The following is a 13,304-nucleotide window of genomic DNA, read 5'->3' as shown; positions in this document are numbered from 1 at the left end:
TTATAAATTTATACTAAGTCTTATCATATCTATACATCTAATATCATTTTCAAATATTTCCTCATCATAATTCAATTTAAAATAATCTTTATATATGCCATTAATTCTAAAACCACATTTTTGATATAACTTCAGCTGATTTATACTAGAATTGCCGGTTCCAATCTCTAATAATTTTGCATTTTCTTCTTTTGCAAAATTAATTGCATGAAATATCAATTGTTTTCCTAATCCTCTTCCTTGATATTTTTCATTTACTGAAATATTCATTATTTCCATTATATCTTTTTTAATATTTAAAATTGAATATTGACCTACTAATTCATTACCTAAGTAAATACCATAACAAATGCACTTGTCTATATATTTTTTTATCATATCATAAGATGGATCTGCCATTAATAATAGTTCACTTAACCCTTCCTCATCTTTATCCAATTTTTTTATGATAAAATTCATTTAAAACTTCTCCTTAATATATTTGATTTAAATTTACAATTTTCTTTATATAGCTATTTTTAAATTCATTTGACAATATATCCATAACAATTATGTCATACTTTTCTCCAGCAATAATTTTTCCTTCTCTTAATGCTCCAACTTCCTTAAATCCTACTTTTTTATAACAATTAATAGCTCTACTATTATAAGAATAAGTTTTTAACTTTACACTATTAAAATTTAATATATTGAAAGTAAAATCTAACATTAAATTTAATGCATCACTACCATATCCTTTTCCCCAATAATTTTTATTACCTATAAAAATCCCTACTTCTGCACTTCTATTTATATAATCTATTTGAAAAAGGCCTACACTACCTATAGCCTCATCATTTTTCTTATCCACAATTGCAAAATTAAATTCTTGTTTTGATAAATTTTGTAACATTTCTCTTTCTATAAATTCATTAATTTGCTTTTTCACTAATCCTAAATTACTAGATACTTCTATATCATTAATCCATTCTGCATATTTTTCACAATCTTCTGGATTCATTGGTGATAAATAAACCATTTCCCCTATTAGTTTTTTGAAATACATAGTATTTCCCCCTTATATTATGAATTTTGTAATTTTTTACATTGTATCATTTTATTTTAAATTTATAAAGTAATTTTACAATAAAATTATTATTGACATGCCATTACATACTATGATATTATAAAAAATTTGATTATTTTTTTTATTATGTTATAATTAAACTATAAAGAATTTATTTATAAAAAAATACGTAAAAACTTTTTTTTCAATTCATTTTAAATATATGTAAAATGAAATTGAAATTACTTCAATTCTAGTTTAGCTTATCATTATATTTTACATATAAGCTAACTAAATCATCCAACATAATTAGATTTAATATAGTTTTTTAATTTTTAAATATTTTAAAAATTTTCTTACCTTTTAAATATCATTAATTTAAAACCAAATTTTATAGGAGGTGCTTTTTTTGTTTAAAATAGGCGATAAAATTGTATATCCAATGCAAGGTGCAGGTATAATTGAAGACATAGAAGAAAATGTTTTTGGTGGTGAAAAAAAACAATATTTCATAATTAGAATATTAAATAATAATATGAAACTAATGTTACCAATAGACAACATTGAAAAATCTAATGTTCGTTCAATAACTAGTCCTTCAGATTTAGAGGAAACTTTATCTAGCATAAATGATTCAGAATCATCATTAGATGAATCTACAAATTCTAAACAAAGATATCAAGCTAATGTAGAAAAAGTTAGATCTGGTTCTTTTGAAAAAGAACTAGAAGTATTTTCAGATTTGAGTGCTATAAATAAAAATAAACCACTTAATACTAGCGAAAAACAATTACTAATGAATACTAAAAAATTCATAATTGATGAAATAGCTTTAAGTAAAGATATAACAGAAAATGAAGCTAATGATTTATTAAATAATGTAATTTCATTTGAATAAATAAATTTTCATTTTTGATATAAAGTTTATATATCTAATATAAACTTTAACCTTTTATTTTCATTTAATAAAATACATATTATCTTTATTAATTTATATAAAGTATTAAATGTTCCAAATTATTTATATAAATAATTTTTTATTTTTATAGTTTTATTAAACATTTAATAAAACTACAAAAACTAATGTAGAAAGTTTTTAAAATCTACATTAGTTTTTTTATTATTTAAAATTCATATAAATTTAGCCTTCCATTTTTCAACTCTTTATATGCTTCTAATGCTAATAATGCTTGTTCTGTTGCCTTTCCATTACTATTCCCTTCATATATGTGTTTAAATCCACCATCATCACTTTTAAATGTTAATAAAGCATCTATAAGATTTTTACCACTTTTAGTAAATTCACTACTTGTTGGATCTATTCCATTTGCACATAAACCTATTATAACTTGTGATATACTTTCACTATTTTTTAGACCTACTGATGAAAATGTTCCATCTGTGTTTTGCATACTACTTAAAAGAGTTATAGATTCTTCTATTGATTTATTTATCTTTTCATCTTTTTTATAATTGCTTAATGCTGCAATTGCCATTCCAGTCATATCTGGTTCTGCTTTAGAACTTAAAAAGCTCCAACCACCATCTTCTGTTTTTGAATTTAACAAAGCATCAACTAATTTTTCTCTTGTCCATATAGAATTATTTTCTAATTGATGATTTTTACTATCTAATGCTATTAATCCAAATATTAAAGCATTATTACCTTGACTATCTAATTCTGGATTATTATATAACTTTTCTACTAAGTTAGTATTATTAAAATTTTTAGGATCTTGTCCTAATGCTGATAATACTAATATCATTCTCTCATAATCTGTAGATTGTACTATTTCATTGTTATCAATTTGTTTTTTTATTTTGTCTAAATACCCACTTGGAATTTCTTTATTATTTTTAGCTAACGCTATTGCTTGCCAATCACTATTTATTCCATTTTTCACTATACCATTACACATATCATCTATATTTTTTTCAACAACATCTTTATACATATAAATAGATTTATTGTAAGAAACACTTTCATTATTTACTTCAAATATAAAAGTTTTTTTACTTTTTATACTTTTACTATTTATATTTCTTATGTTTTTACCAATATTTAATGTATATACATTACCATTTATATATCCTTCTTTTGGTGGATATATAACCACATTTTTTCCTTCTTTAATTTCAACTTTACTATCTATTATATTTCCATCTTTATCAACTACTGAAATTTCATTTTTTAAAGTACTTTCCTTTAAATTCTCATTAAATTTTATAGTCCATACCTTATTTAAATCATTAGTTCTAGCATTTATAGTGTTTCCATAAGCTTTACTAGTTACAAGTATAGATGTAACCATAGTTACTAGCACTATTTTAGATATTATTTTATTTCTTCTCAACTTTCTCACTCCTAAATTCAATTCTCCTGTAAAACAAGGTAATCAATATTTAAGTGCACTATCTTAAATATTGATTACTGTATGATTTTTAAAATCTATGTTATTTAACTTTTATTACTATATTGTCACAAAGACTATTCATATTATCCAAATTATCCCATAAGAATGCTTTAACAGTGTACTTCCCATTACTTGGCATAACCATCATTGATTCTAAAACTGTACTTTTATTGGCTTTTATTTTATTTTCTAAGGATATATAGTCTACTAACTTGTTATTATCATCATATAACCCTACTATGAAATTTAAATCTTTTTCTTCTTTAAATGTATTTGTTACCTTTAATCTAACTTTTCCTTCTTGTCCTAATTTAAAGCTATTTTCATCAGTTAGATTTTCAACCTTTATTTCTTCTTTATCTAACTCTTCTGGTTTTGTATTTTCCATTTCTATGTTTATAACATAGTTCATAGGTACAAATAAAATTCCTTCACTTGAACTTCTTTTACCTATAGATATATTAAGGACTTCTTCTTTTTCTATTTCTATATTTCCATTATCATCAGTTATATACTTTTTATTATTAACTGTAACATCCATTCCTCTTATACTTTTATTATAACTATTAAAGTTTAATATAACTTTATCAACTTTAACTTTATAAGTCATATTAGGTGTTTGTGTTTTTATATCTGTATCCTTATAGTCACTTACATAAAGCACTATCTCATCCATAGATAAATTTTCTTTATCTATTTTGTATGAGTCCATCCCTACACCTGGATGTTCTACTTTGTTGTTTTTTAATATTAAGTAGCACCATCCATATTTACCTTCTAATTCTTTTTCATCTAATATAGAAGCTACCATCATGTTGTTTGTTTCTCTAAGCTTTACTTTGTCAAGTCCTAAAGAAATTTTTATTAAATCTAATACATTTTTAGAGCCTTCTCCAACTTTAATCTTTTCATTAAATAAAGTTTTTTCTCTACCTTCAACTCTTAAATTAATCTCAGTGCTTTGATTTTTGTCTATAGCAAATTGTAAAGATTTAGTTGTTTTTAACCCTTTATCATTTTCAGCTACTACCTCTAGTGTATGAATGCCTGAAGTAGTGAATTTTCCGCCTGTAAAGTTTTCACCATTTAACTTGGCAGTCCATTTATTACCTTCAGTTGATGAAATTTCAACATTAACATCACCTTTATAAACCTTATTATTTTCCACTCCAATTATAGTTATTTTTGGTGCTTCACCATTATCCATGTCAACAGAGGATTTTATACCAAAATTTGATTCTTTATTATATAAATCTACTAATGCACATAATGCATTAGTTGTACTCTGTGCATTAATTACATTGCTTCCATAACCTATACCATTTGCAAAACCAAAATAAGGATTTCCATTCTTTAATTGGTCTGATTTATAACTTAAAAGTACATCAAATAAATTCTTCTTTTCTTCACCTTTAACATATGTAAAATCTTTTCCTAATGGATTTATGTTATTAGCAACTAATGCTTGAATAACTAATGCTGTACTTCTACATCTATCATTTTTACATTGAAATTGTCCATTTTTTAAGAATTCATTTTTCATATCTAATATAAGACTTTTTAAATATTTTGTTTTTTCTATATCCTTATCAACCCCAGCAAGAACTAAAGCTACCAATGCTTTTTTCTGAACTTCTGTATACGTTGTATCTCCATCTCCATTTTTAGATAAATCTATTATAGATTCTATAGCACTTTTTTTATCATATTCTTCTTTCGCTAAATCTAGTGCTAATACTGCATAACATTGGCTTTTTAGATTATTTTTATCCGAATAATCATTTTTTATAAACTGTCCTTTATTTTCTCCATCTTTCTTTTGGATTTCTTTTAATTGTTCTACATAATTATTGTTTTGGTAATTTCTAGGGTTTTCACCACTTCCTATTGTAGCAAATATATTTAAACTAAGATCATATGCATTAGCACAATTTCTCCTTATATATGCTTTTTTTACTACACCTATTTTTGATAATGCTAATGGTACTAACCCATCTTTAGTTTCAGTTAAATAATAATTTTTTAGATTTTCAACTTCTGCTTTAATCTTCTCATGGTCTTTTTTACTTATTTCATTAAGGCCTAAGTTATCTTGAATCTCTATTTCTTTTTCAGCATATACAGTTTCATTGTCTTCAATAGAAACTTTTATATTAACTTTACCAACTTTTTTAGCCGTTAAATTACCTTTATTATCTATACTCACTATATTTTCATTATCTGAAGAATATTTAAAATTACTGTTATAAACTCTATCATCTTCATCATCCTTGCATATAGTTTCCACAGTAACTATGTCATTAACTTTTATTGGCATATAATCTTCATTTATATTTATTTCTATCTTTGAAACTGGATTTTTATAAACTTCTATGTCTAAATTAGCTTTTATATTATTATTTTTCTTTAAAGCTACCTCTATTTTTGCATTACCACATTTTAATGCTTTAACTTTTAAACTTCTTTCATCTAGCTCTACTAAATCCTTATTATGATTTGTAAATACAAACGCTTCACCTATCATAGGATTATTTTTTTCATCATAAATTTTTATATTTAAACCTTGTTCTTTGCCTTCTTTTATTTTAATATTACTATTTTCAAATTCAATTTTACTTGGTGTAGATATTTCATAATCTAAATTATACATAGATTTTTTATTGCCATATTTAAAATTATAATAATCTACAAGTGCAGACAACTTTGCCAAATTCTTAGTATCTGTGTCATATTTAAAAGAATTTAATCCATCTATCAAATTGAGTCCATCTTCAGAAGTCCAATCTTCTGATGTAGGGTCTTGGCCTATTAATATAAGTGCTTGTATTAAACTTCCATTATAGCTTGGCCACGTTCCATTATCTATTTCAATTTTTCCTTCATGATTTATAGAGTATTTAAATATATCTAAAAATCTATCTATATAATTATTATAATTTTCCACCTTTAAAAGATTTAATGCAATTATTGCATTAGTTATTGGTTCTATATTTTTAACACTATCAGTATCCTTTTCTAATTCGGTTTTAACATAATTTAATAAAGATTGTTTTGCTTTTTCTTTATCATAATCTACATGCGCAAGTTCTAATGCTATTATACATAATGCAGTAGTATTTAAATCTAAATCTATATACTCCCTACCACTTTGGGATAAAAAGCCTTTTTCACTTAATCCATTAGTAAGTGCTTCTACATATTTCTTGTATTTTTCACTATTTACATCTTCCTTTACACATACAAGTTTTAGTATATTTTGTGCATTTACTTTAGAATTATTTTCATTGTCATAAGCAGAACTTATGTTATCAATAAGATTTATCTGTGACTTATCCACCGGTTCACCTAACGCTCTTAATGTTAAGCAGTCTAAATAGTCTTTAGGACTTCTGCTTTTAACCTCTTTCTTTAATGTTTCTATTTCCTGCTCTAATTTGGCTTTTTCTGAAGTAGTATCAGCAAAAACTTTTACAGGCATAATAATATTTATAACCATAATAAATGATAAAATGAAACTTATTATTCCTATTTTATTTTTTTTCATAAACTTCTCCCCCTTAATTTCTTCGATCTTTTAAACAAATTTTTATTATTACCATTGATGAAAATTTTCTCCACCATCAACGCAATTTTCTTTATCAAACCATGAATCTAACATTTCAAACCAATTGCCAACAACATTAATTTTAGTATCTATTCCATCTTTACACCAACTTAATGCACCATAATCTCCACCATATATATACTCACTGCTATACCAACTTTGATTTTTCCAAGTAGACTCTCCATCTGGTAAAAATATACTTACGCCATTAATATTATCTTTAAATCCATTGGTTTTATATTTACTTTGTCCAAAAGAATAAATGATAAATTCATTTAAAGATTTTTTAGTATTTTCACAAACTACATTTAACTCATCACTACATTCATTGCTAGCTATGATTTTTTCACATAAATCATATAAATCAAAGTAAGGATACAATGTCCATCCATCTTTTTCATTATATACATAATCCTCTTCATTATTAAAATATGAAATTACTTGTCCACTTTTTTTAAAATTTCCTCGTAACTCATCTATTAATTCTTTTTTATTTTCCTTTGCTAATAACCTAGATAATTGGTCTACATTATTTTTAATCCTGCCTACTTTATTTAAATCATAATATGCTAATATTTGATCTCTTTTCTTTTTAGTATATTCTTTATGTTGCTTTATAAATATTGAGCCTATATCATTCATTGTCATAGTCGAAGGATCATATGTAGTTGTCCATTCATTAAATATTTTTTCATAATTAAATCCTGAAGACAACATTGTTGCACTTGAAGCAATCATATATTTGCTCTCAAAACTTCCATTATTAGGTCTATATTGATATGCAGTTTCTAAATTTCCCATGAAACATGCTTCATATATAATCATGTCTACAGATTGCTTTTTACTTAAATTATCTGAAACTTCCGCTATATTTAAGATATCTTTATCTGTTTCATCTATGCAAAATCCTCTATTTCCTTCACCATGATTAAATGGAATTAATATATATGAATCTGCACTATAGTTAGATTTACAAAAGTCTATAAAGCTTCTTAAGGTCTTTGCATCACCCATATTTGCTTCATAATCACCATCTATCTTTATCTGTGGCATTTGTTCTTTTCCATCTAATCTTATAACTTTATTATTTTCAATTTTATACAATCTTGTGCTTTCAAAATTTTCTCCTAAAACTTTACTATCTTCACTATATCCCTTTATCCTATCAACTAATGCAATAACATTTAAATTTACATTATCTTTTATGCCCTTTTTTATTTCTTCTATATCCTTAAGCATTTCAGATTCTAAATTATTATCCCCATCAAAATACAGCATCACTGTCATATTTTTTAGATCATTCTCAATTGTTATTTCTTCATTGTTTTTATATTTCAACTTTACTTTTTCAGACTTTTTAATATCACTTGAAATATCTAATATTATTTTATTATTTTTTAATATAGCTGAAGTTACTTTTTTTTCACTTTCTAAAAATTTGAAATCATTTTCAGTTATATTATTTGGTTTAATTTTATCATTTAAAAGTATCTCTATTCTTTTAGAATTAATAGTTTTCCCATCCTTTAAAATTGCATTATTATCACCTATATTAATTTCTCCTATAGGTATTTCTATTTCATTTATTCTTTTATTATTAACTTCTCCATATACTATTATTTTCTTAGATTTATTGTCAGAAATTTTAACTTTACTATAAACATATTCATTTTCCAACTTATCTATTTCCTTATTTAAAGAAACACTCTTTAAAATTTTATTTTTTCCATCAACTATTTTTATAAAAAAATTGACATTCTTATTTTCATTAGTATTGTTAATTAACTCAAATTTAATATTAGCGTTTTCACCTATTTTAAAATTATTTTTTTCTGTTAAATTTTTTATAATTACATTATCACTTTCAAGTCTACTCTCATATCCATAAACCTTGTAATTTATAGTACTTATAGTAATAATGCTACTTAATGCTAATATTCCTATAAATTTTTTTATATTCAATACCTATCACCTCTTTATATTAAATATACTTATACCTTTATTCTTAAAAATTCATTTTTTCTATTGTATCTTTCCAATGCTTCTATGAAGGTTTTTCCAAATAAATAGGCAAATAATACATTTCCAATAGCATGAAGAGTATCATGTCCAAAACTTCCTATGCTACCTATGAACATAGCTTTCAAGTTTATTGGATGAATAAACTCTAATACATACCATTGATTCAAAATAAACCCATATATATACCCCCATAAACCGCAAAGTACAATAAATCTTTTAAAACTTTTTTGTATGAAAACTTTAAATATGCCAAAAAACATTCCACAAAGTCCCCATCCAAGAATTTGCCACATGGTCCATGGACCATGTCCTAAAAAGAAATTTGAAATAAATGCACATATAGCTCCCACCATAAAACCATTTATCGGTCCTAAAGTATAACCAGATACAGCAGTAATAAATGTAACTGGCTGAAATCCTGGTATAACTGCACACGGAACTCTTAAAACTCCTCCTAATGCTGCCATTGTAGCTACTGCTGCCATTGTTCTTGCACTCATTTCTTTATTTTCAAACAAAATTATAAAAGTAATAATTATAAATATGCTTGAAATTTCTATGGCCTTGTCCATTTTCAAATTGTTATAAGTCATTACAAATATAATAGCTAAATATAAAGCTATTAATATAAATCCTAATTTTATTCTTCTTCTCATTTATCTCTCCATTAAAAGCTCTATAGCTTTTTTAGAATTTATTACTTTACATTTATCTTTAAAAACCTTAGATATTTGTGGTGAATAGTAAAGTGAATCACAAAGTATTTCTAGTGCTTGTCCGTTAGCTACAATTTCACCATCAAACATAAGCATTACAGAATCAGCATAATTTCCTAAAAAATCAGCATCGTGTGTAATGATTATTATACTTTTTCCTTCTTCTTTTAAATTTTCAATTATTAATCCTAAATTTTCCTTAGCTAATGCATCCATACCTCTAGTAGGTTCATCTAAAATTACTATGTTAGGATTGGTTACTAATGTACACGCTATTGCAACTCTCTGTTTTTCTCCACCACTTAAATCCCTTGGATTTCTATCCCTTAAATGGTCTAAGTCTAATTTATTTAAAATATCATAAACCTTCGCTTCATGATATTCACCTATATTCCTTAAAGTATAAGCTACCTCTTCAAAAACCGTTGGCCTTCCAAAATAATCATTAGGATTTTGTGTTAAATATCCTATTTGTTTAATTCTCTCTTCTGACTTTAACTTCTTCATATTTTTGCCATAAATCTCCACCAAACCTGAATATTTACTTATAATTCCTGAAATTATTTTAAATAATGTACTTTTTCCTGCTCCATTTTCCCCCATAACACCAAGAATTTCGCCTTTTTTTAACTGAAAACTTACACTCTTTAATGTTTTACTTCCTTTCTCATATTCAAACTTAAGTTTTTTTGCATTTAATACTATTTCTGAATCTACTTTCTTAGATTCTTCATCTTCATATCTTAAGCTTTTTATTGCTTCTCGTCCTTCCTTTACTGTAACTGGTATAACATCTCTATTTGCTTCTTTAAATATATAAGATATATTAGGAAGATGATATTTTTTACTTATGTTTTCAGGAATATCATTAGGTGTACCTTCACCAATTATTTGTCCATCTTCCATAAATATTATTCTATCTGCTATATGAAAACATTTATCTAATCTCTGCTCTACAAGAATAATTGTTTTTCCCATATCCACATTTAACTTTTTTATAGAATTTAAAACATCTTCAGCGCTTATAGGATCTAACTGTGAAATAGGTTCATCAAAAACTATTATATCTGGATCCATAGCTACGACTGATGCTATTGCTACTTTCTGTTTTTGCCCTCCAGATATTTCTGTTGTCTTGCTTTCTTTTATTTCATTCAATGATAGTAAGGACATTACCTCACATACATTTCTTTTCATAAAATTCATATCTTTGTTTAAATTTTCAAGACCAAAAGCTATCTCTCTTTCAACATCTTCAAGCACTATTTGTTTTTCTGGATGTTGATATACCATTCCTACACTTTTAGCAATTTTAAGATTTTCAATAAAATCTATATCTTTATTCTTTAAATAAATCATTCCCTCTAAAATTCCGCCATAATAATTAGGTATAAGCTTATTTAAAAGTCTAATTAATGTAGACTTACCACACCCCGATGGTCCTGCTATAACTACAAGTTCTCCTTCTTTTACTTTTAAATTGATATTCTTTAATACTTTTTCTTCACAATTAGGATAAGCAAAACTAACATTCTCCAAATTTATCATTTCCACATTTTCCACCACCAATTTATAAGAGCAATTAAGTAAGTTCCTACACAAAGAATTATTCCTTCTCTTGAAGTTTTAAGAAGTACATTATCAACCTTATTATAAAAATTGAATTCATTGAATCCATTAACCGTAAAATAATAAAGATATATAAATATTTCTATAGATATTACTATTATCACAAAATCCCATATTGTATATTTTTCTCTGAAATAAGAGCTTCTTTTATTTAAAGCACCATATCCTCTTGAATACATAGATTCTGCCATATCTTCAGAGTCTTCAAGACTTGATAAAAACAATATATTTGCTATATTTCCGCTCCCCTTTATTTTGTTCTTCATCCCATCTTTTAAAATTGAATTACATCTCAACTTTTCAATTTCTAATATATTTTCATATGATTTCATCATAGTAGGAAATAATCTTATAGTCATGCTCATTAAAAGCGATGATCTTTTTATATACTTTGCAAAATATCCAAAAGTTCTATCTGGATGGACTATTAAATTTCCAAAACCAAACAAAGCTGTTATTGAAACCATTCTTAGCCCATTGAAAACACCGTATAATATAGCTTCTTTTGTTATTATAATTTTCCCTAAAACAGGTATATTTAAATATCCTTGATACAATATAGTATCACCATTATGCACTAATAATGGATTCAATATCATAATTCCAGCGGCAAATGGCATCATTATCTTTGCATATCCCATAACTTCTTTTAAACATCCATCCAAATAAGCTATGGTTAATAAACTTGCCAATACACAAACAAAATATAATGGATTTTTAAACTTTAAAAACAATATTAAGTATGTACTAATAATTAATGTTACTGTTAATGGATGTAGCCCTTGTAAAAATGTATTCCTATTTTTATAACTTAACATAACTCCACTTCCCTGCTAATAACACTAATTTAGAATAAATTTATTTTATTCATTGCTATTTCTAATATATCAAAATCTGATATAAATTTATCTAATATGCCTTCTGGAATACAGTTTTCTCCACCAACTGCTATTACTTCACTTTCACTTGTAATATTAGAATTTACTAGTATTTCCGTATCTCTAATTACCTCTTTATCTGCAATTACTACCACGCTATTTTTTTTTGATGCCATTGGTGCCACTGATAATGCATCTGCAAAATCATCTCCTCTAACAAAATAAACATTTTCAAAATTTAATTCTTCTTTGAAATTCTTTAAAACTTGCATATTAGTTAAATATCTATTATCGCCACTCAACCTTTTTGAATTTTCCAATGAACTCAATACATTATTAGATAAAACCCCTTCTCCTCCTATACAATAAATTTTATCTATATTATTTTTCTCTATATATTCTCTTGCATTATCATTTAACTTTTCTTTTGTTGTATATATTATAGGACTTCCTTTTGTTGCTGCTATACTTGATATAGATAGAGCATCAGCATAAGTCTCACCATTAGTTATAAATGCACTCTTTACATCACCCAACTCTTTGGCAACCTTTATTGAAGTTTCATATCTATTTTTCCCATATATTCTTTTTACATCTTTTATACCAATTTCATTTAATTGATTCTCAACACCTTTAGAAATTACTAATTCTCCCCCTAGTATAAATACTTCTTTAGGATTTAATCTTTTTATTTCACTAATTGTATTTTTAGGTAACACATCTTTTCCATTTAACAGTATTGGTCCATTGTTCTTTCTGGCCAGCGGTGCCGCTGAAAGTGCATCTGCAAAATCATAAGCTGATGCAATAACTACAGAATTTGATCCATTTTTCCAACCAATTTTGCTTATTTCTACAGATGTCTCTATTCTATTCTGACCATATATTCTATTTTTTTTTAATATATCTTCGCCCTTAGCATTACATGGAATACTTGCTAAAATTCCTAATCCTATTGTAAAAATAGCTAAATTTGTTTTTAAACTTTTATTCATT

10 protein-coding genes are annotated in these 13,304 nt (G+C 25.5%); 1 reads left to right on the top strand and 9 read right to left on the bottom strand.

The window, feature by feature from the left end; genetic code table 11:
- Together AC07E4_RS12405 and AC07E4_RS12400 are read right to left on the bottom strand one after the other, a co-directional pair.
- On the bottom strand, window positions 1-459 hold the full coding sequence (locus AC07E4_RS12405; protein WP_051540499.1) for a GNAT family N-acetyltransferase: 459 nt from the start codon (window positions 457-459) through the stop codon (window positions 1-3).
- 13 nt (window positions 460-472) lie between these two features.
- Window positions 473-1,045 (bottom strand): GNAT family N-acetyltransferase, encoded by a 573-nt coding sequence (locus AC07E4_RS12400; protein WP_040330401.1) that lies wholly within the window; start codon window positions 1,043-1,045, stop codon window positions 473-475.
- A 409-nt stretch (window positions 1,046-1,454) separates the two neighbouring features.
- Here AC07E4_RS12400 and AC07E4_RS12395 point away from each other — a divergent pair, with 409 nt between their 5' ends.
- Window positions 1,455-1,943 (top strand): CarD family transcriptional regulator, encoded by a 489-nt coding sequence (locus AC07E4_RS12395; RefSeq protein WP_040330400.1) that lies wholly within the window; start codon window positions 1,455-1,457, stop codon window positions 1,941-1,943.
- A gap of 226 nt (window positions 1,944-2,169) precedes the next feature.
- Here the strand turns inward: AC07E4_RS12395 and AC07E4_RS12390 are convergent, their stop codons facing one another.
- The 7 genes from AC07E4_RS12390 to AC07E4_RS12360 form a co-directional block, all read right to left on the bottom strand.
- Window positions 2,170-3,399, bottom strand: coding sequence for a prenyltransferase/squalene oxidase repeat-containing protein (locus AC07E4_RS12390; protein ID WP_430828630.1), 1,230 nt, complete (start codon window positions 3,397-3,399; stop codon window positions 2,170-2,172).
- Between the two features lie 100 nt (window positions 3,400-3,499).
- Window positions 3,500-7,003: an Ig-like domain-containing protein gene (locus AC07E4_RS12385; protein WP_430828629.1), complete on the bottom strand. Its 3,504-nt coding sequence runs from the start codon at window positions 7,001-7,003 to the stop codon at window positions 3,500-3,502.
- 48 nt (window positions 7,004-7,051) lie between these two features.
- Window positions 7,052-9,025, bottom strand: a complete 1,974-nt coding sequence (locus AC07E4_RS12380) for a clostripain-related cysteine peptidase (protein ID WP_430828628.1) — start codon at window positions 9,023-9,025, stop codon at window positions 7,052-7,054.
- Window positions 9,026-9,054: 29 nt separating this feature from the next.
- Window positions 9,055-9,741, bottom strand: a complete 687-nt coding sequence (locus tag AC07E4_RS12375; protein WP_430828627.1) for an ECF transporter S component — start codon at window positions 9,739-9,741, stop codon at window positions 9,055-9,057.
- Window positions 9,742-11,349 carry an ABC transporter ATP-binding protein gene (locus AC07E4_RS12370; protein ID WP_430828842.1) on the bottom strand — a complete coding sequence of 536 codons (1,608 nt, stop codon included), beginning with the start codon at window positions 11,347-11,349 and terminating at the stop codon, window positions 9,742-9,744.
- Complete coding sequence (locus AC07E4_RS12365; RefSeq protein ID WP_430828626.1) at window positions 11,346-12,248, bottom strand: energy-coupling factor transporter transmembrane component T; 903 nt, start codon at window positions 12,246-12,248, stop codon at window positions 11,346-11,348. Before AC07E4_RS12365 ends, AC07E4_RS12370 begins: the two co-directional genes overlap by 4 nt.
- A gap of 29 nt (window positions 12,249-12,277) precedes the next feature.
- Entirely contained in the window at window positions 12,278-13,303 is a 1,026-nt protein-coding gene (locus AC07E4_RS12360) for a cell wall-binding repeat-containing protein (RefSeq protein ID WP_430828625.1), read from the bottom strand.
- Between the last annotated feature and the right edge of the window lies 1 nt (window position 13,304).

The organism is Clostridium amazonense, from assembly GCF_056431285.1.
The sequence above is the reverse complement of the archived record's forward strand: the minus strand, read 5'-3'. Positions and strand labels throughout refer to the sequence as shown.

Bases quoted from the DNA above. Each gene is read 5' to 3' on its own strand.
- AC07E4_RS12360 (WP_430828625.1), bottom strand. From the start codon at position 13,303: ATGAATAAAAGTTTAAAAACAAATTTAGCTATTTTTACAATAGGATTA.
- AC07E4_RS12400 (WP_040330401.1), bottom strand. From the start codon at position 1,045: ATGTATTTCAAAAAACTAATAGGGGAAATGGTTTATTTATCACCAATG.
- AC07E4_RS12405 (WP_051540499.1), bottom strand. From the start codon at position 459: ATGAATTTTATCATAAAAAAATTGGATAAAGATGAGGAAGGGTTAAGT.
- AC07E4_RS12365 (WP_430828626.1), bottom strand. From the start codon at position 12,248: ATGTTAAGTTATAAAAATAGGAATACATTTTTACAAGGGCTACATCCA.
- AC07E4_RS12385 (WP_430828629.1), bottom strand. From the start codon at position 7,003: ATGAAAAAAAATAAAATAGGAATAATAAGTTTCATTTTATCATTTATT.
- AC07E4_RS12375 (WP_430828627.1), bottom strand. From the start codon at position 9,741: ATGAGAAGAAGAATAAAATTAGGATTTATATTAATAGCTTTATATTTA.
- AC07E4_RS12370 (WP_430828842.1), bottom strand. From the start codon at position 11,349: ATGATAAATTTGGAGAATGTTAGTTTTGCTTATCCTAATTGTGAAGAA.